Annotated in this window: 16 protein-coding genes; 5 read left to right on the top strand and 11 right to left on the bottom strand. The window is 71.8% G+C overall.

The window, feature by feature from the left end:
* Positions 1–79: 79 nt before the first annotated feature.
* Positions 80–1003 carry an ABC transporter permease gene (locus tag AB0G74_RS02885; protein ID WP_361139785.1) on the bottom strand — a complete coding sequence of 308 codons (924 nt, stop codon included), beginning with the start codon at positions 1001–1003 and terminating at the stop codon, positions 80–82.
* Entirely contained in the window at positions 1000–1992 is a 993-nt protein-coding gene (locus AB0G74_RS02880) for an ABC transporter ATP-binding protein (protein WP_361139979.1), read from the bottom strand. The genes AB0G74_RS02885 and AB0G74_RS02880 overlap by 4 nt, the downstream gene beginning before the upstream one ends.
* Positions 1993–2536: 544 nt before the next feature.
* Between AB0G74_RS02880 and AB0G74_RS02875 the strand changes: the two genes are divergently transcribed.
* Positions 2537–4408 carry an SDR family oxidoreductase gene (locus AB0G74_RS02875; RefSeq protein ID WP_361139783.1) on the top strand — a complete coding sequence of 624 codons (1872 nt, stop codon included), beginning with the start codon at positions 2537–2539 and terminating at the stop codon, positions 4406–4408.
* 265 nt (positions 4409–4673) lie between these two features.
* On the opposite strand, the gene AB0G74_RS02870 is transcribed toward AB0G74_RS02875, so the two are convergent.
* From AB0G74_RS02870 to AB0G74_RS02860, 3 genes are all read right to left on the bottom strand, one after another.
* Positions 4674–4964 (bottom strand): hypothetical protein, encoded by a 291-nt coding sequence (locus AB0G74_RS02870; protein WP_361139780.1) that lies wholly within the window; start codon positions 4962–4964, stop codon positions 4674–4676.
* Positions 4965–5047: 83 nt separating this feature from the next.
* Positions 5048–5440 (bottom strand): PIN domain-containing protein, encoded by a 393-nt coding sequence (locus tag AB0G74_RS02865; protein WP_361139777.1) that lies wholly within the window; start codon positions 5438–5440, stop codon positions 5048–5050.
* Positions 5437–5718, bottom strand: a complete 282-nt coding sequence (locus AB0G74_RS02860) for a hypothetical protein (RefSeq protein ID WP_361139774.1) — start codon at positions 5716–5718, stop codon at positions 5437–5439. The genes AB0G74_RS02865 and AB0G74_RS02860 overlap by 4 nt, the downstream gene beginning before the upstream one ends.
* A gap of 114 nt (positions 5719–5832) precedes the next feature.
* On the opposite strand from AB0G74_RS02860, the gene AB0G74_RS02855 reads away from it, so the two are divergent.
* Both AB0G74_RS02855 and AB0G74_RS02850 read left to right on the top strand, forming a co-directional pair.
* On the top strand, positions 5833–6726 hold the full coding sequence (locus AB0G74_RS02855) for an LLM class flavin-dependent oxidoreductase (RefSeq protein WP_361139771.1): 894 nt from the start codon (positions 5833–5835) through the stop codon (positions 6724–6726).
* 97 nt (positions 6727–6823) lie between these two features.
* On the top strand, positions 6824–7708 hold the full coding sequence (locus tag AB0G74_RS02850; RefSeq protein WP_361139768.1) for a Cof-type HAD-IIB family hydrolase: 885 nt from the start codon (positions 6824–6826) through the stop codon (positions 7706–7708).
* 60 nt (positions 7709–7768) lie between these two features.
* Here the strand turns inward: AB0G74_RS02850 and AB0G74_RS02845 are convergent, their stop codons facing one another.
* The 6 genes from AB0G74_RS02845 to hisC form a co-directional block, all read right to left on the bottom strand.
* Positions 7769–9241: a peptidoglycan DD-metalloendopeptidase family protein gene (locus AB0G74_RS02845; protein WP_361139765.1), complete on the bottom strand. Its 1473-nt coding sequence runs from the start codon at positions 9239–9241 to the stop codon at positions 7769–7771.
* Between the two features lie 146 nt (positions 9242–9387).
* Positions 9388–11250, bottom strand: a complete 1863-nt coding sequence (locus tag AB0G74_RS02840) for a GAF domain-containing protein (RefSeq protein ID WP_361139762.1) — start codon at positions 11248–11250, stop codon at positions 9388–9390.
* A 212-nt stretch (positions 11251–11462) separates the two neighbouring features.
* Complete coding sequence (gene cydD, locus AB0G74_RS02835) at positions 11463–15107, bottom strand: thiol reductant ABC exporter subunit CydD (protein ID WP_361139760.1); 3645 nt, start codon at positions 15105–15107, stop codon at positions 11463–11465.
* A 58-nt stretch (positions 15108–15165) separates the two neighbouring features.
* A complete protein-coding gene (cydB, locus tag AB0G74_RS02830) occupies positions 15166–16167 on the bottom strand; it encodes a cytochrome d ubiquinol oxidase subunit II (protein WP_361139757.1) in 1002 nt (333 codons plus the stop codon).
* A 21-nt stretch (positions 16168–16188) separates the two neighbouring features.
* Positions 16189–17697: a cytochrome ubiquinol oxidase subunit I gene (locus AB0G74_RS02825; protein ID WP_361139754.1), complete on the bottom strand. Its 1509-nt coding sequence runs from the start codon at positions 17695–17697 to the stop codon at positions 16189–16191.
* Between the two features lie 385 nt (positions 17698–18082).
* On the bottom strand, positions 18083–19156 hold the full coding sequence (gene hisC, locus AB0G74_RS02820; RefSeq protein WP_361139976.1) for a histidinol-phosphate transaminase: 1074 nt from the start codon (positions 19154–19156) through the stop codon (positions 18083–18085).
* A gap of 447 nt (positions 19157–19603) precedes the next feature.
* Here hisC and AB0G74_RS02815 point away from each other — a divergent pair, with 447 nt between their 5' ends.
* Together AB0G74_RS02815 and AB0G74_RS02810 are read left to right on the top strand one after the other, a co-directional pair.
* Positions 19604–20716, top strand: a complete 1113-nt coding sequence (locus AB0G74_RS02815) for a LacI family DNA-binding transcriptional regulator (protein ID WP_361139752.1) — start codon at positions 19604–19606, stop codon at positions 20714–20716.
* A 320-nt stretch (positions 20717–21036) separates the two neighbouring features.
* A complete protein-coding gene (locus AB0G74_RS02810; protein ID WP_361139749.1) occupies positions 21037–22485 on the top strand; it encodes a metallophosphoesterase in 1449 nt (482 codons plus the stop codon).
* The last annotated feature ends 32 nt before the right edge of the window (positions 22486–22517 follow it).

The following is a 22517-nucleotide window of genomic DNA, read 5'->3' as shown; positions in this document are numbered from 1 at the left end:
CTCTGCCGGAATCCGGACCGGGACGGTCCGGGCGATTCGCGGCGGGTGGCGGCGGCGGTCGGGTGCGGCAGCGGCTCGGTCACAGCCCCGCCTTCCGGTAGCGGCTCATCAGCAGGGCGTACGAACCGGCGATCAGCCCGGCGGCGACCAGGACGTACAGCGCGCCGACCCCGGCACTGGTCTCGTGGCCGCCGGGGAAGACGGAGTCCGTACCCAGGAAGGCGTTCTGAATGCCGTAGACCAGGGTGTAGGGCGAGAAGAGGCCGAACCACTGGACGACTTCGGTGCTTCCGGTGCCGTGGGCGATCCCCTGCACGGTGGAGACGGCGGCGTAGGTGATCGTCAGCATGGCGATGATCGCGGCGACGCCGAAGCCCCGGCGGGGGGTGGCGGCGGCCAGGACTAGGGCGAGCCCGGCGAAGAGCACGGAGAGCACGGCGGCGGCGACCAGGCCCTGGGTGAAGTACTTGGTCTGGTCGAGGAAGTCCATCTTGGCCAGCAGCGAGCCCAGGTAGAGCAGGATCAGCGGCGTACCGGTGATGATCAGCATCGCCGTCGCCATGGCGCCGTACTTGGCGAGGACGTAGTCGACCCGCTCCAGCGGGCGGGAGAAGTAGAGCGGCACGGTACGGAACCGGAGATCGCGGGAGACCGCCTGCGGCGCCTGGGCGGCGACGAAGAGACCGATGACGGCCTGGAGGAAGAAGCCGTACTCGGCGTAGTCCAGCGGCAGTTCGTCGGACTTGAGGCTGACGGCGACCGCGACGATGATCAGCGCGGGCAGGCACATCACCGCGAACAGCATCATCGGCAGGACCTTGGACTTGGCGGAACGGCCGAGTCCGAAGGCGCCGCGCAGGGACTGCACGTACAGGGACCGGCGCACATAGGCGCGGCCCAGACGCGGTCCGTCGTAGTGGCGGTAGCCGATGTTGTGGATCCGGGCGGACTCAGCGGCGTCCGCGGGCGAGCCCGGGGCCGGGACGGGGGTCCTGTTGCTCATCGGGGGTCCCCCTTCACGGCCGGGGCCGGGTGGGCGGCGACGGCCGCCGGGTTGGTCGTGGTGGCGGCGGTCGCGGTCGCGCCGTCCGTCTGGAAGACCTCCGCGATGTGGTGGCGGCGCTGTTCCATCCGGACGAGTCCCAGGCCGAGTTCGACGACGACGTCCCGGACGGTGTCGTACGTCTGCTCCCCCTCGGCCTCGATCAGCAGGATGTGGCCCGCCCCGGGCAGGCCCTCCTCGACCCGGTCGTGGAGGACGACTCCGGCGGCGGTCAGCCGCTCCCGGAGGGCGGCGGTGCCGTCGGGGTGCTCGTCGGAGTCGGTGACCTCGACGGCGAGGGTCGTGGTGACCTGGGTGAAGTCACTGGTGGAACTGGATCGCAGCAGCTTGCCGCCGTCGATGACGACGACATGGTCACAGGTGCGTTCGAGCTCGCCGAGGAGGTGGGAGGTGACCAGGACGGAGATGCCGAAGTCCGTGTGGACCCGGCGGATCAGTCCCAGCATCTCGTCCCGGCCCACCGGGTCGAGCCCGTTGGTCGGCTCGTCGAGGAGAACCAGCTTGGGGTCGTGGACCAGCGCCTGGGCGAGCTTCACCCGCTGCTTCATACCGGTCGAATAGCCGCCGATGGGGCGGTAACGCTCCTCGTAGAGGCCGACATGGCGCAGGGTGTCGGCGGTGCGCTCGCGGGCGGCGGCGGGCGGCAGTCCGGACATCCGGGCCATATGGACGACGAACTCGGTGGCCGAGACATCGGGCGGCAGACAGTCGTGCTCGGGCATGTAGCCGACGTGCTCACGGATCGAGGAGCCCGCGGTGGCCACGTCGAAGCCGAGTACGGTGGCCCGGCCCTCCGAAGCCGGGGTCAGGCCCAGCAGGATCTTGATGAGGGTGGACTTTCCGGCCCCGTTGGCACCCACCAGTCCGGTCACGCCCGGTCCGATGTCCAAGGAGAGCCGGTCGAGAGCGGTTACCCGGGGGAACCGCATGCTGAGGCTTTCGGTGGCGATCACAGTCACCACTCGACCGTAGTGGTGGCGGGCCGCGCGGGCATCAGTCTTCGTGGTCGGATCCCTGTCAGACCTGAGGTGGACATGGCCTTAGGGGGAGCGACGAAAGTCAGTGGCGGGGCGGGCGGGGTGTCGTCCGATCGGCGACGCCCCGGCTACCGGGGAGGGCGTACGGGGCCGGGGGCGCGGGCGGTACGCGGCGGGCGGCGGCGCGGGGCGTCACGAGGGCGCAGGGCGGGCGGCTGGCGGGTTGTCCACAGGCGGCGGGCGCGCCTTGACGCCGTCGCCGGGCCTTGTCACATTCGTCCGTGGCAGGCGGCGATCGCGGAGCGCGACGGCACGCGTACGGAACGGAGAGGGGTGGGCGGTGCACAGCGGTGGCGAGAAGCCCGGTGACGGCGAACCGGATCCCGGCGGGGCGGGTCGCGACGGTTCCGGTCGTGATGTGGCGGGTCGGAGCGGGGCCGGTCATGACGGGTCCGGTCGTGACGGGTCCGGTCGTGACGGGTCCGGGATCCCGGGTGTGCGGGAGCGGTGGGTACGGACGGGCGGGGTCGAGCTGTGCGTGGCCGAGGCGGGCGACGCGCGGCGGCCGACGGTCGTCCTGATCCACGGCTACCCCGACAGCAAGGAGGTGTGGTCGGAGGTCGCCGGGCGGCTCGCCGGGGAGCACGGCTTCCATGTGGTGCTGTACGACGTCCGGGGCCATGGCCGCTCCTCGGCGCCGAGTCCGCTGCGCGGCGGCTTCACCCTGGAAAAGCTGACGGACGACTTCCTCGCGGTGGTGGACGAGGTCGGCCCCGGCGGTCCGGTGCATGTCGTGGGCCACGACTGGGGGTCGGTCCAGGCGTGGGAGTTCGTCACCGTACGGCGGACCGAGGGCCGGATCGCCTCCTTCACCTCGATTTCCGGGCCGTCCCTGGACCATATGGCCCTCTGGCGGCGGCAGCGGGCCTCGCGGCCCACACCCCGGGCGCTCGCCCAACTGCTGCGGCAGAACGTCCGTTCCTGGTACGTCTACGCGCTGCACACCCCCGTCCTGCCCGAGCGGGCCTGGCGGGGTCCCCTCGGCCGGGCCTGGCCGGGGATGCTGGCGCGGCGGGAGAAAGTGACGGGCGGCGGCTATCCGACACCGTCGCTCCCCGACGACGCGGCGCACGGCACCTGGCTCTACCGGGACAACGTCCGGACCCGGATGTCCCGGCCGCGCCCGGACGCGTACGCGCACGCCCCGGTCCAGCTGATCGTGCCCGACGGGGATCCGTATCTGTCGCGGTGGCTCTACGACGGCCTGGAGAAGTGGGCGCCGGGCCTGACCCGCCGGTCGCTGGCGGCGGGGCACTGGGTTCCCCGGACCCGGCCGGATCAACTGTCCTCCTGGATCGCCGACTTCGTACGGGTGCACGAGGCAGCGCCCGAGACCGCGTCCGAGGAGGCGTCCGGGGAGGCGACGCCCCCGGCCGGCGATTCGGTGGCGGACACGGCGACGGTACCCGCGGAGGTCGCGGCCCCGGGGAAAGTCCCGGCGGCGGGGCCGACTTTGGCGCGGGTGCCCGGTTCGGGGCCGTACGCCGAGCGGTTCGGCGGGCGGCTGGTGCTGGTGACGGGCGCGGCGAGCGGGATAGGCCGGGCGACGGCGCTCGCCTTCGCGGTGGCGGGGGCCCGGGTGGTGGCCGTGGACCTGGACGCCGAGGGCGCGGCGCGGACGGCCGAGCGGGCCCGGTCGCTCGGCGCGGCCTCGGCCTGGTCCGAACAGGCCGATGTGGCCGACGAGTCGGCGATGGAGAAGCTGGCGGGGAAGGTGGCCGGGGAGTACGGGGTGGTGGACGTCCTGGTCAACAACGCGGGGATCGGGGTGGCCGGGCCTTTCCTGGAGACGGCGCCCGAGGACTGGCGGAGGGTCCTCGACGTCAATCTGTGGGGCGTGATCCACGGCTGCCGGCTCTTCGGGCGGCAGATGGCCGAGCGCGGCCAGGGCGGCCATATCGTCAATATCGCCTCGGCGGCGGCCTATCAGCCCTTGAAGTCGCTCTCCGCCTACGGAACTTCCAAGGCTGCCGTGCTGATGCTGAGCCAGAGCCTGCGGGCCGAGCTGGCGGGCCGGGACATCGGGGTGACGGCGGTCTGCCCCGGCATCGTGAATACGGGCATCACGGCGACGACCAGGTTCACCGGGGTCGACGCGGCCGAAGAGCGGCGCCTGCGGCGGAAGTCGGCCCGGCTGTACCGGCTGCGGAACTACGCCCCGGAGAAGGTGGCGGAGGCGATTCTGCGGGCGGTGGTCCGCGATATCGCCGTGGTCCCGGTGACCCCGGAAGCGCGCGGAGCCCTGCTGATGTCCCGTTTCGCACCAAAGCTGTTGCGCGGGATATCCCGGCTGGAGCCGCCGTTGTGAGCGGGGCGGCGCGAGCCGTCGATGAAGCGATCGGAGGAGGCCGGGCCGTCGAGTTGGGCATCACCGACCCAAACAGGCGGTGAAGAAGGGGCCTTGGCTGCATTGGGTTCAAGGCCCCTTCGCACCAGCGATATTGGGCAAAACTACGATTACGGAGCGGAGTTGTCCACAGAATCGCCAATTCCCCTGTGGATAACCAGGGTTGACTGTGGATCAAACCTGAGTTGTCCGATTACTTTCCAGCAGAGGCCGAGCCCGAAGCGGCCTACTCGGGCAACTCGGCAGGGCGTCCGGATGGCTGCCCGGTCGGCGCGGCGCCTGCTGATTCATCGCGCCCGGCCGTGCCGAAGATCCTGGCCTGCGCTGCCGCCAACTCCTGCTCGGTGAAGGCGCCGTGCTCCTCCTCGTGACGGCGCAGTTCCTCGCCGAGCAGTTGATGCCGGATCTGCCGGGCGACCGCCGCCGCGACATAGCCGGAAACGTTGTCCGTGAGCCTCTTCAGCTCCGCCACCTGTCCAGCGGGCAGGGTGACCGTGATGCGGGTCGTATTCGCCATGGAACCAGCATGCTGCGGTAAGCGCGCCGCCTTCCGGAAGGGCCCTGGTTCGGAGCGGTACCGACGCCGATCCCCGCGAGTGCTCAGATCGGCTCGACGGCGATCCGAGAGTGGCACAGTCGGCGCAGGTCATCCGTGTCGCTCGTGATGACGGTGATGTCGCCGTGCTCCTCGTGAGCCGTGGCCGCGAGGATCGCGTCGATGGCGTACTTGTGACCGTGCAGGTTCTCGGCGGCAAGCAGTCTGCTTGCCGCACGGGCGATCTCCTCCGTGACCGGGCGCACCTTGGCCAGGGAAACGGCATGGTCGAACGCCGCCTGCGGGACCTTCGGGTCGCGCGCCTCCACCAGGGTGGCGGTGCTCGTCACGACGAGCAGGTCCAGCTTGCGGGCGACGTCCAGCCATACGGTCATGTCACGGTGCCGCCGGGAGAGCTTGGAGAGGGCCTCACTGTCGAGGACGAGGGTGCCGCTCACGCCGCGTCCGCCGCAGGAGTGTCACGACGGTGGGCGGCGTGATACGCGCGAACGCGCTCAGCCTTCTCCGACACCTCGGCGGCGTCGACAGTGCCGTGCTCCGCTTCGGCGGCGGCGATGTACTCGTCGATGGCCTCGCGCTGGAGCTGCCGCTGCACGGCTTCCTCGATATAGGCGGACACACCTTGTTTACCGGCGCGCGCGCGGATCGCCTCCAGGGTTTCGGCACGAAGGGAGACGCTGGTGACTCTGGTCTTGCCGACGCGGGACGTAGCCATGAGGAAAGTGTAATACATGACTTAACAAGACGTGATCGCCCGGCGGGCCGGTCTCACCTCCGGCGTCCCATCGGCTTATCCCCGACGTCAGGAAGCCCGCGTAGGGTCTGAGTCATGCGTCTGAGCACGGTAATCCTTCCCATCCACCCCTGGGCCGAAGGGCGGCAGATCTGGCAGCGGGCCGAGGACCTCGGCTTTCACACCGCGTACACCTATGACCATCTGACCTGGCGGACCTTTCGGGACGGGCCCTGGTTCGGGGCGGTGCCGACGTTGACCGCCGCCGCGTGCGCGACCTCGCGGATCCGGCTCGGGACGCTGGTGACCTCGCCGAACTTCCGGCATCCGGTCACTCTCGCCAAGGAGCTGATGACCCTCGACGACATCTCGGGCGGGCGGCTCACCCTCGGGATCGGGGCGGGCGGTGACGGGTTCGACGCGACGGCGCTCGGGCAGGAGGCGTGGACGCCCCGGGAGCGCGCGGACCGGTTCGCCGAGTTCGTGGCGCTGCTGGACCGGCTGCTCACCGAGGACGCGATCACTCATGAGGGTGTCCACTACTCGGCCGTGGAGGCCCGGAACGTACCGGGCTGCGTCCAGTCGCCGCGGGCGCCGTTCGCCGTGGCCGCCACGGGGCCGCGCGGGATGCGGCTGGCCGCCCGCTACGGGCAGGCGTGGGTGACCACGGGCGACCCGAAGATCGGGCGGCGGGGGACCCCCGAGGCGTCCCGGGCCGCGATCGGCGCCCAGATCGAGCGGCTGGCGGAGATCTGTTCCGAGACCGGACGCGAGGGCGCTGGGCCGCACCGGATCCTGCTGACCGGATTCACCCCCGACGGCAACACCCCGCTGCGCTCCCTCGACGCCTTCGTCGACTTCGCGGGCGCGCACTTCGCCCTGGGGATCGACGAGATCGTGATCCACGCGCCGATCCCGGACTCGGAGTTCGCCGCCGACCAGGCCGTCTACGAGAAGATCGCCTGCGACGCCCTGACCCAGCTCCGCTGACCGCCCGCGCGGCCGAGGGACCGGCGAGGCCGGGGCGGCGGGAAAACGGGCCCATCGGCCCGTACACGCGTACGGGCCGGTACGCGAGAATGCTTGTGTGACCCCTGCAATCGATCCCCGCAGCCCGTACCCGGCGCCGCCCCGGCTGATCGCCACGGACCTGGACGGCACCCTGCTGCGCGACGACAAGTCGGTCTCCGCCCGTACGGTCGCCGCGCTCGCGGCGGCCGAGGAGGCCGGGATCGAGGTCTTCTTCGTCACCGGCCGCCCGGCCCGCTGGATGGATGTCGTCAGCGACCACGTCCAGGGCCACGGGCTGGCGATCTGCGCCAACGGCGCCGCCGTCGTCGATCTGCGCTCCGGCGGTACGCTGCTCACCGTCCATCCGCTGGCGCGCGTCACGGCCCTCGGGGTCGTCAGGTCGCTGCGCGCCACGGCGCCCGGGACGACCTTCGGGATCGAGACCGCCGCCGGATTCCACCACGAGGCGGGGTATCCGACGCTCTACGACGACGAGCCGGGGACCATCGTCGCCGAGGCCGAGAAGCTGCTCCAGGACGACGCCGTCTGCTCCGCGCCCGTGCTGAAGCTGCTGGCCCACCACGCGGCCACGGCGCCCGACGCCTTTCACGCCCTCGCCCGCGAGAGCACCGGAAGCCTCGCCTCCGTCACCCGGTCCAGCCCCGGGCCCCTGCTGGAGATCAGTGGCCCCGGGGTGAGCAAGGCCAGCACCCTCGCCCGGTGCTGCGCCGAACGCGGGATCACCGCCGAGGAGGTCGTGGCCTTCGGCGATATGCCCAATGACGTGGAGATGCTGCGCTGGGCCGGGACCTCCTACGCGATGGGGAACGCGCATCCCGAGGTGATCGCCGCGGCGTCCGGCCGGACCGTCGCCAACAACGAGGACGGTGTGGCCGTCGTCATCGAGCAGATTCTGCGCGACCGCGACCGCGACCGCGACCGAGGCCGTCTCCTCGGCTGAGCCGCGCGTCACGGCACTGCGGGCCGTACGGCACCGCGGGCCGGGGCGGAGGGCCGCCGGTCACGGCAGGAGTCGTACGCCCCGGGAGCGCAGCCAGGCCGCCGGGTCCACGCCCGAGCCCAGATACGGGGTGATCCGTACCTCGAAGTGGAGATGCGGGCCGGTGGAGTTGCCCGTCGAGCCCGCGAGCCCGATCACCTGTCCGGCCCGGACCGGCTCGCCCCCGACGACCCCGGCCGACGACAGATGCGCGTACTGCGTGTAGTAGCCGCCGGGGTGCTGGACGACGATCTGGATCCCGAAGGCGCCCCCGCAGGAGACGGTCAGTACCCGGCCGGCGCCCACCGACCGGACCGGTGTGCCGATGTCGACGGCGAAGTCCTGGCCCGTATGGCGGTTCGCCCATCGCGCGCCCCCGCTGCCGAAACCGGCGGAGAGCCGGTACCGGTCGACGGGCGCCACCCAGATCTCCCGACCGCCCGATACCCCCGCTCCGGTTCCATTTCTGGTTCCAGTTTCGGTTCCGTTTTCGTCGGCACCATGGTTCCGGGTGCCGGTCCCGGGGTCCGCCGGGAAGCGCGCCGGGCCGGGGCACGTACCCCGTGCGGACCGGCTCTGCGCCTCGTCCTGGAGGATTCGGCGCGCAGCCGCCAGCCGGGTCTCCAGCCGCTCCTTGGAGCGGGCCAGCCGGGTGGTCCGCAGTTCCAGATCGCGCCAGGCCCGGCGGGCCCGGTCCTCGGCGGCCGTCAGCCGCCGCTCCGCCGCCTCGGTCCTGGCCAGCAGCCGTTCCACGGCAATCTGGGCCTGCCGGGCGAGCCTTCTGCCGTACATCAGGGCGTCCGGGTCGCGGGCGAGCAGCAGCCCGGCGGTGGCGGTGAGCTGGCCACCGGTGCGGTACTGGTCCCGGGCGGCGGCGCCGACCGCGTCGCGGAGCGCGGCGAGTTCCGTACGGCGGCGGCCCAGCTGCTCCTGGAGCCGTACGGCCGCCGCCCGCCGCAGGCGCGTCTCACGCGTGCTTCGCTCGTACGAGGCCGTGACCCGGGCCGCCTCGTCGAAGAGCCGGGCCACTTCGGTGGAGGTTCCGGCGACCGGACCGTGGGCGGCAGCGCGGCCCCGCTCCGGGCCGGGATCCGGGCTCCGCCCATCGGAATCAGATTCCGGATCGCTCGACGACTCGCCTTCCGTTTTGCCCTCCGCCCGCGCCTTCGTCCGGATCTGCGGGCCTCCGCCGGGCGGCAGCAGCGCCACCGTGGCCACCGAGGACCGGGCCGGTGCACCACCGGGACCGGCTCCCGATCCGGCTCCCGGTCCGGCGGACATACCGGAAACGGGGCCCTGAACCGGGGCCGAGGCGCCCGGCCCCCGCCCCGCGTCCGGTGCCGGATCGGCGACGACGGACAGACCGTCGGTCCGGGCGACCGCCCCGGCAGCGCCGGTCGCCTCGGCCGCCTCGGCCGCCGCCGGGGCGGTCGGCAGCAGGACGGACCAGATCACCACCAGGACGAGCAACGGCGACCGACGTCTTTGGCACATGTGTCGGATCGTCACCCGGGGAGGGCACGCATCCGGGGAGCCCGGGGGGTCGTACGGCCACCCGGACCAGCAAAACCCCTCGCCTCACGGACCCCGCGGGCCCCACGGACCCCGCCGCCCCGCCCGCGGTCCGGCCCGTCCGCGGGCTACAGCGGTGCCTCCCAGCGGACCGTCGTCCCCCGGCCGTCCTCACCGATCCCCGGCCCGCAGACGCTCGACCCGCCCAGCGACTCGGCCCGCCGGGCCAGATTGCGCAGGCCGCTGCGCCGCCCGCCGTCGGGGATGCCGACCCCGTCGTCGGCGACCGTCAGCCGTACCCCTTCGGATCCGTCGGGCAGCTTCACCGTCGCGTCCACGATCACATCGATCCGGGAGGCGTCCGCGTGCCGGAAGGCGTTCGACAGCGCCTCCCGCAGCGCGGCGATCAGGTTCTTCCCGGTCAGCTCGCCCACCAGCGCGTCCACCGGTCCCAGAAAACGGTGTCCGGGGGTGAAGCCGAGCGGTACGGCCGCCATGTTGATCTCCCGCAGGACCCGGGTGCGCAGTCCGGACGGCGCCTCCGCGGGTCCCTGCTGGAGGGCGAAGATCGCGGTACGGATCTCCTGAATGGTGACGTCCAGTTCGTCCACGGCCTTGCCGACCCCGTCCTGGACGGCGGGCACCCGGGACCGCCGCTGCGCGCCCTCCAGCATCATCCCGGTGGCGAAGAGCCGCTGGATCACCAGATCGTGCAGATCGCGGGCGATCCGGTCGCGGTCCTCGTAGACCGCGAGCCGTTCCCGGTCGCGCTGGGCCTCCGCCATGATCAGCGCCAGTGCGGCCTGGGAGGCGAACTGGGTGGCGAGGGTCCGCTCGGCCTCGGTGAACTGCCGGGAGCCCCGGGTCCTCGGGGTCGCCAGCGCGCCCAGGACCCGGCCGCCGCTCTGCAACGGGAGCATCATGCACGGCCCGTACCGGCCGGCGCTGCGGGTGATCACCCGGGGGTCGGTGGCCGCGTCGGCGACGAAGACCGGCTCCCCGGCCAGCAGCCGGGCGATCACCGGGCTCTCCGGGGGCATCACCTCGCCGAGCGCCGTCGCGGGCCGCTCGGAGGCGACCGCGACGATCTCCAGGCCGCCCTCGGCCGCCGGGAGCAGGACGATCCCGGCCGCCGCGTCGGCGAGCCGTCTGGCCTGTTCGGCGACGACGGTCAGGGCGTCCTCGGCGTCGCCGCCGGAGAGGAGGGCGGTGGTGACGGCGACGGAGCCGTCGATCCAGCGCTCCCGCTGGCGGGCGGCCTCGTAGAGCCGGGCGTTGCCGATGGCGATGCCCGCCTCGGTGGCGAGGACCCGGACCATGTGGAGGTCGTAGTCGTTGAACTGGGCGCCGCCGCGTTTCTCCGCGAGGTAGAGATTGCCGAAGATCTCGCCCTGGACCCGGATGGGGACGCCGAGGAAGGTCCGCATGGGCGGATGGCCGGGCGGGAATCCGGCCGCGCGCGGGTCGGAGGTCAGATCGGTGAGCATCACCGGCACGGGGTCGTGGATCAGCGCGCCGAGCAGCCCCCGGTGGCCGTCGGGGCGGTGGCCGATCCTGGCGGCGGTCTCCTCGTCGATGCCGTGGGTGACGAAGTCGGAGAGTCCGCGGCCCTCCTCGTCCACGACGCCGATCGCGGCATAGCGGGCGTCGGCGAGTTCGGCGGCGGTCTCGCAGATCCGGTCGAGGGTCGTATGGAGTTCGAGGCCGGTACCGACGGACCGCATCGCCTCCAGCAGTTGGGGGACCCGGGCGGTCAGCTCGGTGGAGAGCCCCTGGAGGCTGCGCGTGGCCCGGGTTGCGGCTTCCAGCGGATCCCTGGACTCGTCCCGGGGCTCGTGGGTCCCTTCCTCGGGCTCGTCCCCGGCGGCCCGGGGCCCGTCTCCGGCGGCCCCGCGTCCGGACCCGGCCCCGGACGCCGTCCCGGACTCGGCGGCCCCGGCCTCGTCCGGCTCGTCGTCGGGCTCTGTGGGGGCAGCGTCGGAAGCCGTCATGGCCTTGAGCCTAGTAATTCCTATTTGCCGAGAAAAGTCGGCTCGGCAGACCGGCCGGAAGACACCCTTCCGGTCCGGATCCGTACCCCTCCGGGACCCCGCCCGGGACCCGCCCCGGATCCCGTACGGGCCGACGCCCCGGATTCCGTACGGGCCGGTGCCCCGCACCGACGGCCTCGTACGGACCGGTGCCTGAACTCCGAACCCGCCGTTCAGACTCTTGCCATCGCCGCTCCCGCGCCCTCCACCCGGGCCGCCGCCACCGCGTCCGTCTCCCGTTCGCGTACCAGCATCCGCCGCAGGGGCCCTTCGGCCGCCGCGAGTTCGGCGTACGGGCCGCGCTGGACGATCCGGCCCTCCGCCAGGACGACGATCTCGTCCACGGCGTCCAGGCCGGTCAGCCGGTGGGTGATCAGTACGGTGGCCGCGCCCCGGGCGGTCCGCCCCTCGGTCGCCGCCAGCAGATCGGCGGTCAGCGCGTCGGCCGTCGCCAGGTCGAGGTGCTCGGCAGGCTCGTCGAGTACGAGGACGGGGAAGTCGGCCAGCAGGGCGCGGGCCAGGGCGAGCCGCTGCCGCTGGCCGCCGGAGAGCCGGGCGCCGTGCTCGCCGACCAGGGTGTCCATGCCCCGGGGCAGGCCGTCGACCCAGTCCAGCAGCCGGGCGTCGGCCAGGGCGCGCCGGAGTTCGTCGTCGCTCGCGTCGGGGCGGCCGATCCGGAGGTTCTCCCGGACCGAGCTGTCGAAGACATGGGCGTCCTGGGCGCAGAGCCCGACGAAGCCCCGGACGGTGTCGCCGTCCAGGTCGCGGGCGGCGACCCCGCCCAGCGCGTATGTGCCGTCCCCGGTGTCGAGGAAGCGGAGGAGTACCTGGGCGAGGGTCGTCTTGCCGGAGCCGGAGGCGCCGACGACGGCGATCCGGCCGCCCGCGCCGATGGTGAGGTCGATCCCGTCGAGCGCGTTCCGCTCCCGGCCCCGGTAGCGGGCCCGGACCCCGCGCAGTTCCAGCGGGAACGCGGTCGCGGGCGTCCGCGCCGGACGCTCCGGTTCGGGTACGGGAACGGGCGCGTCGAGCATCTCGTACACCCGCTCGGCGCTCCGCCCGACCCGCTGCCGGTACTGGACGGCCAGCGGCAGCCCGTTGACCGCCTCGAACGCGGCGAGCGGGGTGAGGACGAGGACCGCGAGGGCGACCCCGTCGAGCCGCCCGTCGCGGACGGCCTGCACCCCGGCGAAGGCGACGAGGACGACGGTCAGTCCGCAGGCGAGGGTCGTGAGTCCGGCGCCGAGTGCGGTGGCCGCGGCGCCCCTGGCGGTGATCCGGGTGAGTCGCCGGTCGGCGTCCCGGACCGCTTCGGTACGGGCACCGAGCGCCCCCGCGACGGTCAGTTCGGCGGTACCGCGCAACAGATCGACGGTCCTGGTGGCCAGGGCGCCCCGGGCGGGCGCCAACTGCCGCTCGGCCCGGCGCGCCACGGCACCGCTCAGCAGCGGTACGGCGAGCCCGGCGGCCAGCAGTCCGACGGCGAGCAGCGCCCCGGCCTCCGGCAGCAGCCAGCCGGTGAAGCCGACGGCCGCGACGCCGACCAGCAGCGCCGAGCCCGCGGGCAGCAGCCAGCGGAGCCAGTAGTCCTGGAGGGCGTCGACATCGGTGACCAGCCGGGAGAGCAGATCGCCCCGGCGGGCGCGGCCGAGTCCGGCGGGCGCGATCCGCTCCAGACCGCGATGGACGGCGACCCGGAGTTCGGCGAGCATCCGCAGCACGGCGTCATGGGAGACCAGGCGTTCGGCGTAGCGGAAGACGGCCCGGCCGATGCCGAAGGCGCGGGTCGCGGTGACGGCCACCATCAGATGCATGACGGGCGGCTGTTCGGAGGCGCGGGAGATCAGCCAGCCGGAGACCGCCATCAGCCCGACGGCGGAGCCCAGCGCCAGGCTGCCCAGCAGCAGCGCCAGCCGGAAGCGGCCCCGCTGGTGGCGGGCGGCCCGCCGGACCCGGGTGAGGGCGGGGACCCGTACACCCGCCGCGGTGGTCCGGTCGTCGGGGAGTTCGAAGTCGTACGCGTCGCCCGGCCGGCCGTCCGCCGGGGCGGTGTCGGGGTCGGTGCCGGAGCCCGCGTAGAGGCCGGTGGTACCGACGCCGGGCCGCTCGGGACCCGCAGCCGCGCCGTCGACCGCACCGACCGGAGCGGCGGCCGTACCCACGGCCTGGCGGGCGCCGGTACGGGTCAGGGAGACGACGCGGTCGGCGACGGCGAGCAGCGCCGGACGGTGGACCACCAGGAGTACGGTCCGCCCGGCGGCCAGCCGCCGGACCGCCGCCACGACGGCCTCCTCGGTGGCCCCGTCCAGGGCGGCGGTGGGCTCGTCCAGCAGCACCACGGGCCGGTCGGCGAGAAACGCGCGGGCGAGCGCGAGGCGCTGCCGCTGTCCGGCGGAGAGCCCGTCGCCGTCCTCGCCGAGTACGGTCGCGACGCCCTCGGGGAGCGCCCGGACGAAGTCGTCGGCCCCGGCCCGGCTCAGCGCCTCCCGGACCGCCTCGTCATCGGCGTCCGGCCGGGCGAGCCGGACGTTGTCGGCGATGGTGCCCGCGAAGAGCTGGGGCCGCTGGGGAACCCAGGCGATTCGCTCCCGCCAGCGGTCGGGGTCGAGTTCGGCGAGCGGAACGCCGCCGACGGTGATCCGCCCCTCGGTGGGGTCGGTGAAGCCGAGGACGACATCGAGCAGGGTGGACTTGCCGACGCCGCTCGGGCCGACCAGGGCGACGGTCTCCCCCTCCTCGACGGTCAGCGACGCGGCGTCCAGGGAGGGTTCGGTACGTCCCTCGTGGCGGACCGTCACCCTGGACAGCTCCAGCCGGACCGAGGCGGGCACCGGCCGGGTCCCGGCCCGGCGCGGCTCCTCCTCCAGCACGGTGAAGATCTCCTCGGCCGCCGCCAGGCCCTCCGCCGCCGCATGGAACTGGGTGCCCACGGTCCGGATCGGCAGATACGCCTCGGGCGCCAGGATCAGGATGACGAGCCCGGTGTAGAGGTCCATTCCGCCGTGGACCAGCCGCATCCCTATGGTGACGGCGACCAGGGCGACGGAGAGGGTGGAGAGGAGTTCCAGGGCGAAGGAGGAGATAAACGCGATCCGCAGGGTCCGCATGGTGGCCCGGCGGTACTCGGCGGTGATCGTACGGATCGACTCGGCCTGCGCCTTGGCCCGGCCGAACACCTTCAGCGTCGGCAGTCCGGCGACCACATCGAGGAAGTGGCCGGAGAGCCGGGAGAGCAACCGCCACTGACGGTTCATCCGGGCCTGGGTGTACCAGCCGATCAGGACCATGAAGACCGGGATCAGCGGCAGGGTCACCACGATGATGGCGGCGGAGACCCAGTCCTCGGTGACGATCCGGGCCAGGACCGCGATCGGGACCACCACGGCCAGTCCCAGCTGGGGCAGATAGCGGGCGAAGTAGTCGTCCAGCGCGTCGATGCCCCGGGTGGCCAGTGCCACCAGGGAGCCGGTGCGCTGACCGCTCAGCCAGCCGGGCCCCAGGGCGGCGGCCCGCTCCAGCAGCCGCCCCCGCAGCTCCGACTTGACCGCGGCACTGGCCCGGTGGGCCGCCAGTTCGGTCAGCCAGGAGACCACCGACCGGCCGACGGCGACCGCCGCGAGCAGGGCGAGCGGGGTCAGCAGGTCCGAGACGCCCAGCCCCCCTTCGAAGGCCCCCACCACCACCTCGGCGATCAGCATCGCCTGGGCGATCACCAGCGCCGCCCCGACCAGCCCGAGGACGACCACCGCGATCAGAAAGCCCCGGGTGGCCCGGGCGTAGCGGAGCAGACGCGGGTCGATCGGTTTCACGTGAAACATCCCCTGAGGACGAGCGGCCCCGCGAACGGGCCCGCGTCGGGTGCGGTACGGGACACGGTCAGTGCGCGTCGGCGATGTGCTGGGTGCCGATCCGCTTGCGGAAGACCCAGTACGTCCAGCCCTGGTAGAGCATCACCATCGGGGCGGCGATCCCGGCGCACCAGGTCATGATCTTCAGGGTGTACGGGGTCGACGAGGCGTTGGTGACCGTCAGGCTCCAGGCGTCGTTCAGGGACGACGGCATCACATTCGGGAAGAGGGTCAGGAAGAGCATCGTGACCGCGGCCACGATGGTCACCCCGGAGAAGGCGAACGACCAGCCCTCGCGTCCGGCGATATTGGTCCCGATCGCCGCCACCAGCGCCACCACCGCGACGATCAGCGCGACCAGGCTCGTACCGTCGCCCCGGGAGGTCTGGGTCCAGCCCAGGAAACCGAGGGCGAGTACGGCGGTGACCAGCCCGAGCTTGGTGGCGAGCGCCCTGGACCGGCCCCGGATGTCACCGACGGTCTTGAGCGCGACGAAGACCGCGCCGTGGAAGGTGAAGAGGCTCAGGGTGACCAGTCCGCCCAGCAGGGCGTAGGGGTTGAGGAGGTCGGCGACATTGCCGACGTACTCCATCTCGCCGTTGATCTTCACCCCGCGGACGATATTGCCGAAGGCCACGCCCCACAGGAAGGCGGGGATCAGGGAGCACCAGAAGATCGCGTGCTCCCAGTTGGTCTGCCAGCGGTCCTCGTCGCGCTTGTGCCGGTACTCGAAGGCGACACCGCGGACGATCAGACAGAACAGGATGATCAGCAGCGGCAGATAGAAGCCGGAGAAGAGGGTGGCGTACCACTCGGGGAAGGCGGCGAAGGTGGCGCCGCCCGCCGAGAGCAGCCAGACCTCGTTGCCGTCCCAGACGGGGCCGATGGTGTTGATCAGCACCCGCCGCTCCTTGCGGTCGCGGGCGAGCAGTTTGGTCAGTACGCCGACCCCGAAGTCGAAGCCCTCCAGGAAGAAGTAGCCGATCCAGAGGAAGGCGATCAGTACGAACCAGACGTCATGGAGTTCCATGGCTCAGCAGTCCCTTCGGCCTCAGTAGGAGAAGGCCATCGGCCGGTCGGCGTCGCGCTCGTCGCCGCCGATCTTCGTGGGCGGGTTGAGATCGGCCTCGGTCAGCTCGGGCGGGCCCTGCTTGACGTACTTGACCAGCAGTTTGACCTCGATCACGGCGAGGACGGCATAGAGCAGGGTGAAGACGATCATGGAGGTGAGGACCTCGCCCTGGGAGACCCCGGGGGAGACGGCGGCCTCGGTCTTGAGCACTCCGTAGACCACCCACGGCTGGCGGCCCATCTCGGTGAAGATCCAGCCCCAGGAGGTGGCGATCAGCGGGAACGTCATGGTCCACAGGGCGGCGATCCAGTACCAGCGGCTGAACCGGGGGCCGAGGGCCTTCTTCCGGAAGAGGACCAGATTCGGTACCTCGTCCTCGCCGGTCCGCAGCGCCGGTGGCAGCAGGAACCTCTTCCTGGTCAGCCAGAGGCCGAGCAGTCCGAGGCCGAAGGAGGCCATCCCGAAGCCGATCATCCAGCGGAAGCCCCAGTAGGCGACGGGGATATTGGGGCGGTAGTCGCCGGGCCCGTACTTCTCCTGCTCCATCTTGTTGACGTCGTTGATGCCGGGGACGTACGAGTCGAAGTCGCCGTTGGCGAGGAAGGACAGTATCCCGGGGATCTCCAGGGCGACCTCGTTGTGGCCCTTGTCCACATCCCCGTAGGCGAAGATCGAGAACGGTGCCGGGGCCTCGCCGTCCCAGAGCGCTTCGGCGGCGGCCATCTTCATCGGCTGCTGCCTGAACATGACCTTGCCGAGGAGGTCGCCGCTGACGGCGGTGAGCAGTCCGGCGGCGATCACGGTGACCAGGCCGAGCCGGAGCGAGGTCCGCATCACCGGGATGTGCTTCCGCCGGGCCAGGTGGTACGCGGCGATGCCGACCATGAACGCGCCGCCGACCAGGAAGGCGGCCGTGATGGTGTGGAAGAACTGGGTGACGGCGGTGTCCTGCGAGAGCACCCGCCAGAAGTCGGTCAGCTCGGCGCGACCGCGCTCCTCGTTGATCCGGTAGCCGACCGGGTGCTGCATCCACGAGTTGGCGGCGAGGATGAAGTAGGCGGAGAGGACCGTGCCGATGGAGACCATCCAGATACAGGCCAGATGGATCTTCTTCGGCAGCTTGTCCCAGCCGAAGATCCACAGCCCGATGAAGGTGGACTCGAAGAAGAAGGCGATCAGCGCCTCGAAGGCGAGCGGGGCGCCGAAGATGTCGCCGACGAAGCGGGAGTAGTCGGACCAGTTCATCCCGAACTGGAACTCCTGCACGATGCCGGTGACGACACCCATGGCGATATTGATCAGGAACAGCTTGCCCCAGAACTTGGTCGCCTTGAGGTACTTCTCCTTGCCGGTCCGGACCCAGGCGGTCTGGAGTCCGGCGGTGAGGGCGGCCAGGGAGATCGTCAGGGGGACGAAGAGGAAGTGGTAGACGGTCGTGATGCCGAACTGCCATCGCGCCAGGGTCTCCGGCGCCAGAGCCAAGTCCACGTCGTCATCTCCTTACATCGACAAGGTCAATCGGCAGTTTGCCCGATTAATCCCAGCCATAGCGGGATGAACGAGACACGCTTGTGAAAGCGTTCACATTCACATGAGATTATGTCTCATCCGAAATTCAGACTGATGACCGGGGGGTACCTCTTGACGCGGCGGGCCGCTCCAGCTAGATCACGGCCGGGCTCGCGGGGCCGGGGCACCCGGAAACGCCGATGGTCCGGGCCCCTGGAGCGGGACCCGGACCATCGGACGTACCGGGGTATCGACGACATGCCGGGCGGCGGCCACCAGGCGCCGGAGGGCCGGGCGGCACCGGACCGGGCGCCGGCACAGGACCGTCAGCGGGCACCGGGCGGCCGCCGGGCGCCGGGCCGGGTCACAGCTTCTTGCGGTACTCCTCCGCCGCCCGCAGGAACAGATCGTTCGCCTCGGGTTCGCCGATCGTGATCCGCGCGCCCTCGCCCGCGAACGGCCGGACCACGACACCCGCCTCGTCGCAGTGCGCCGCGAACTCCGCCGTACGCTCCCCCAGCCGCAGCCAGACGAAGTTGGCCTGGGTCTCCGGCACGGTCCACCCCTGCTCCACCAGGGCCTCGTGGACCCGGGTCCGCTCGCAGACCAGCGTCCCGACCCGGCCCAGCAGTTCGTCCTCGGCCTGCAGCGACGCGACGGCCGCCTCCTGCGCGAGCTGGGTCACCCCGAACGGCACCGCCGTCTTCCGCAGCGCCGCCGCCACCGGCTCCCGGGCGATCGCGAAGCCGACCCGCAGCCCCGCCAGGCCGTATGCCTTGGAGAACGTCCGCAGCACCGCCACATTGGGCCGCTCGCGGTAGATCTCCACGCCGTCCGGTACGTCCTGGTCCCGGATGAACTCGCGGTACGCCTCGTCCAGCACCACCAGCACATCCGACGGCACCCGGTCGAGGAACCGCTCCAGGGCCGCCCGGCGCACCACCGTGCCGGTCGGGTTGTTGGGGTTGCAGACGAAGATCAGCCGGGTCCGGTCGGTGATCGCGTCGGCCATCGCGTCCAGGTCGTGCGTCTCGCCCGCCGTCAGCGGTACCTCGACCGCGGTCGCGCCGCTGATCCGGGTGATGATCGGATACGCCTCGAAGGAGCGCCAGGCGTACATCACCTCGTCGCCCGGGCCCGCGGTCGACTGGATCAGCTGCTGGGCGACGCCCACCGAGCCCGTACCGGTCGCCAGATGCGTCAGCGGCACCCCGAACCGGTCCGCCAGCTCGCTCATCAGACCCGTACACGCCATATCGGGATAGCGGTTGAAGTTCTCGGCCGCCGCCAGAACGCGCTCCATCACTCCGGGGAGCGGGGGATAGGGATTCTCGTTGGACGACAGTTTGTACGCGACGGAGCCGCCGCCCGCCGCCGGCCTGCCGGGCTTGTACGTGGGAATTCCGTTCAGCTCGGCACGGAGCCTCGGGCTCGTCATCGGGCTCGTATCGCTCACCGCAGATCCTCCTCGACCGTCCGTCCCGGCTCCGGCCGGAAATCCGGCCCGAGCCCAATGCTGCACACCTTATGAGGATTCCCGTTCGAACGGACCCCCACCCGGCACCCCGGTCCGACTTCGGACAGGAGTTCGGCGATCCGCTCGGACAGGGGTTCGGAAGATCGGGGGGAGCGCTCGCGCCCGGGGCGCGCGCCTCCGGCTCGCTCCGTGGCGCGCGTCCCCCGTAGAGGTGAGTTGAGACCTCTCCGAGACCTTGATCCCGGGCCCGGCTTGGGCCCCGGCACACCTCAGCCGACCGATGAGTATCGAATAAGTTCCTTAAATTCAAAGGCAGTTGATGGTTTATGATCATGCAGAATCGTGCCTGTCAACGGGTGCATATGCGACCGGTCCCACCGCCCGCACGAGCCCTAATATCGGCACGCCATGACAGCAGCAGGGAAGCACCAGGTGAGCCGGACGGACACATCCCGCCGGGGAAGCCGGCAAGGTCGGGCGGGCATTCGAGACGTCGCCGCCGCAGCCGGTGTCTCCATCACGACCGTCTCGGACGCGCTGAACGGGAAGGGCAGACTGCCCGACGCCACCCGCAGACATGTCCGCGAGGTCGCCGACCGGCTGGGATACCGGCCGTCTGCCGCCGCCCGCACCCTCCGTACCGGGAAGTCGGGCCTGATCGGCCTGACCGTGACCACGTACGGGGATGAACCTTTCACCTTCACCGAATTCGCCTACTTCGCCGAGATGGCCAGGGCGGCCACCTCCGCCGCGCTGGCCCGCGGCTACGCCCTGGTGATCCTGCCCGCCACCTCGCGCCACGACGTCTGGTCGAACGTGGCGCTCGACGGCACGGTCGTCATCGACCCCTCCGACCACGATCCGGTCGTCACCGAACTCGTCCGCCAAGGGCTGCCCGTCGTCTCCGACGGCCGCCCGGCCGGGACCCTCCCGGTGACCGCGTGGGTGGACAACGACCACGAGGCGGCCGTCCTCGATCTGCTGGACCATCTCGCCGACGCGGGCGCCCGCCGGATCGGCCTGCTGACCGGCACCACCACGGACACGTACACCCGGCTCTCCACCACCGCGTACCTCAACTGGTGCGAGCGGGTCGGCCAGGATCCCGTCTACGAGTCGTATCCGGCGCACGACCCGTGCGCGGGCGCCGTCGCCGCCGACCGGCTGCTGGCCCGCCCGGACCGGCCCGACGCGGTCTACGGACTCTTCGACCCCAACGGCACCGACCTGCTGGCCGCCGCCCGCCGCTACGGGCTGCGCGTCCCCGAGGACCTGCTGCTGGTCTGCTGCAGCGAGTCGACGGTCTACGCCACCACCGAGCCGCCGATCACCACCCTCTCGCTGAAGCCCCGGCGGATCGGCACCGCCGTCGTCCAGCTGCTCATCGACGCCATCGAGGGCATCGACGAGGACCGTCCGGTCGAGCAGGTGATACCGACGGAGCTGATCGTCAGGACCTCGTCCCAGCGCCGTTCGCCGCGGACCACCGTCAGCCCGCCGCGGTCCCCCTCGTCGGAGTAGCCGAAGCGGCGGAAGCAGACCTTCCGGGCGGTCCCGCGGTCCGGCCGCCGACCCGGCCGGACGGTCACGAGCCCGCCCGGAGAGGGCCGGACCGGGCCGGATCCGCCGGTACCGGAGGACACCGGGACACGACCGGAAGCCTCATTACTGCCCTAACGGGGCGAAACAGTCGGCAACTCAGGGGGTACGACCGGATTCAACACCCCTGGTGCGTCACAGAGCGCGGACCTCATTCCTATGATGGGCGGACGACACCGCGGACCACCCCGACCAGGCTGGGCCGAGAGGTGAACGGCGGCGCGACGGTGGTGGAGGGGTCGATGACTCAGGGGGCCGGTCAAGGACCCGTGGTGCGGACGGCGACGCTGCGCGATTTCCGCGTTCCGCCGTATGCGCAGATGCCCGTGGAACCGTCCGGGGCACAGGACCAGGAACGGCCCGAGAGCATTCCCGCGCCCCGGGGTCCCGAGGAGGGCGCGCCGCAGGCCGGACACCCGGCCCAGGCCGCGCCCGCCGCTCCCGTACCGCCTCCCGCGCCTGTCGTTCCTCATGGGCACCAGCAGGAGCCGTACCACCAGGAGCCACCGGCGCCTTACCCCGTAACGGAACAGACCCCGTACGGCGGCGCCCCCCAGGCGCCTCAGGCCCAGGCCCCTCAGGCTCACGCACAGCCCCAGGCGCCTCAGGCCGCCCAGGTGCCCGTGTCCGCACCGGAGGCGTACGAGGCGTACCCCGCCCGGGCGGCGCACCCCGGGAACGCCGTCCCCGAGGACGAGCTGCCCGAGGGCTACACCCCCACCGAACGCGATCTCCCGGTCATCAGCCGGGCCGAGCCCGGCGCCGGAGCCGGGGCGGGTGCCGGGACCGACACCGGAGCGGATGCCGTACCGCGTCCGGCGTCCGGCGAGCAGTCCGGGCCCAATGAGCTGGGCCCTCTCTATGTCGTCGGCGACGTCCACGGCTATCTCGACGAACTCGTGGCCGCCCTCGCGGCCCAGGGTCTGATCGACGCCGAGGGCAACTGGGCGGCGGGCAATGCCCGGCTCTGGTTCCTCGGCGACTTCACCGACCGGGGCCCGGACGGTATCGGGGTGATCGACCTGGTCATGCGGCTCTCGGCCGAGGCCGCGGCGGCCGGCGGCTACTGCAAGGCCCTGATGGGCAATCACGAGCTGCTGCTGCTGGGCGCCAAGCGTTTCGTCGACACCCCGGTCAACTCCGGCGCCGGTACCGCGACCTTCCAGGCCGCCTGGCTGCTCAACGGCGGCCAGAAGTCCGATATGGACCGGCTCCAGGACGTCCATGTCCAGTGGATGGCCCGGCTCGACGCGGTCGCGGTCGAGGACGGCCATCTGCTGCTGCACTCGGACACCACGGCCTATCTCGACTACGGCGACAACGCCGAGGCCGTCAACGACACCATCCACGACGTCCTCACCCGTAACGACGCGGACGAGTGCTGGGACCTGTTCCGCAAGATGACCAAGCGGTTCGCCTTCCGGGACGAGACGAGCGGCCCCCCGGCGGTCCGCGAACTGCTCGCCGCCTACGGTGGTACCCGGGTGGTGCACGGCCACAGCCCGATTCCGTATCTGCTCGGCGAGGTCGGCACGGAGGAGGGCGAGAGCGGCGAGCGTCCGGTGGTCGAGGGCCCGCACGTCTACGCGGACGGGCTGGCGATCGCCATGGACGGCGGGGTCACCATGGCCGGAAAGCTGCTGGTCGTCCAGCTTCCGCTGGCCGACCGGAGCGCTACCGACCCTCGTTGACCGGCGTTTTGCCGCAATCCCCTGTCACCCCG

The organism is Streptomyces sp. NPDC020875, from assembly GCF_040641415.1.
Taxonomy (GTDB): Bacteria; Actinomycetota; Actinomycetes; order Streptomycetales; family Streptomycetaceae; genus Streptomyces.
This window is presented reverse-complemented; position numbering and strand designations above follow the sequence as displayed.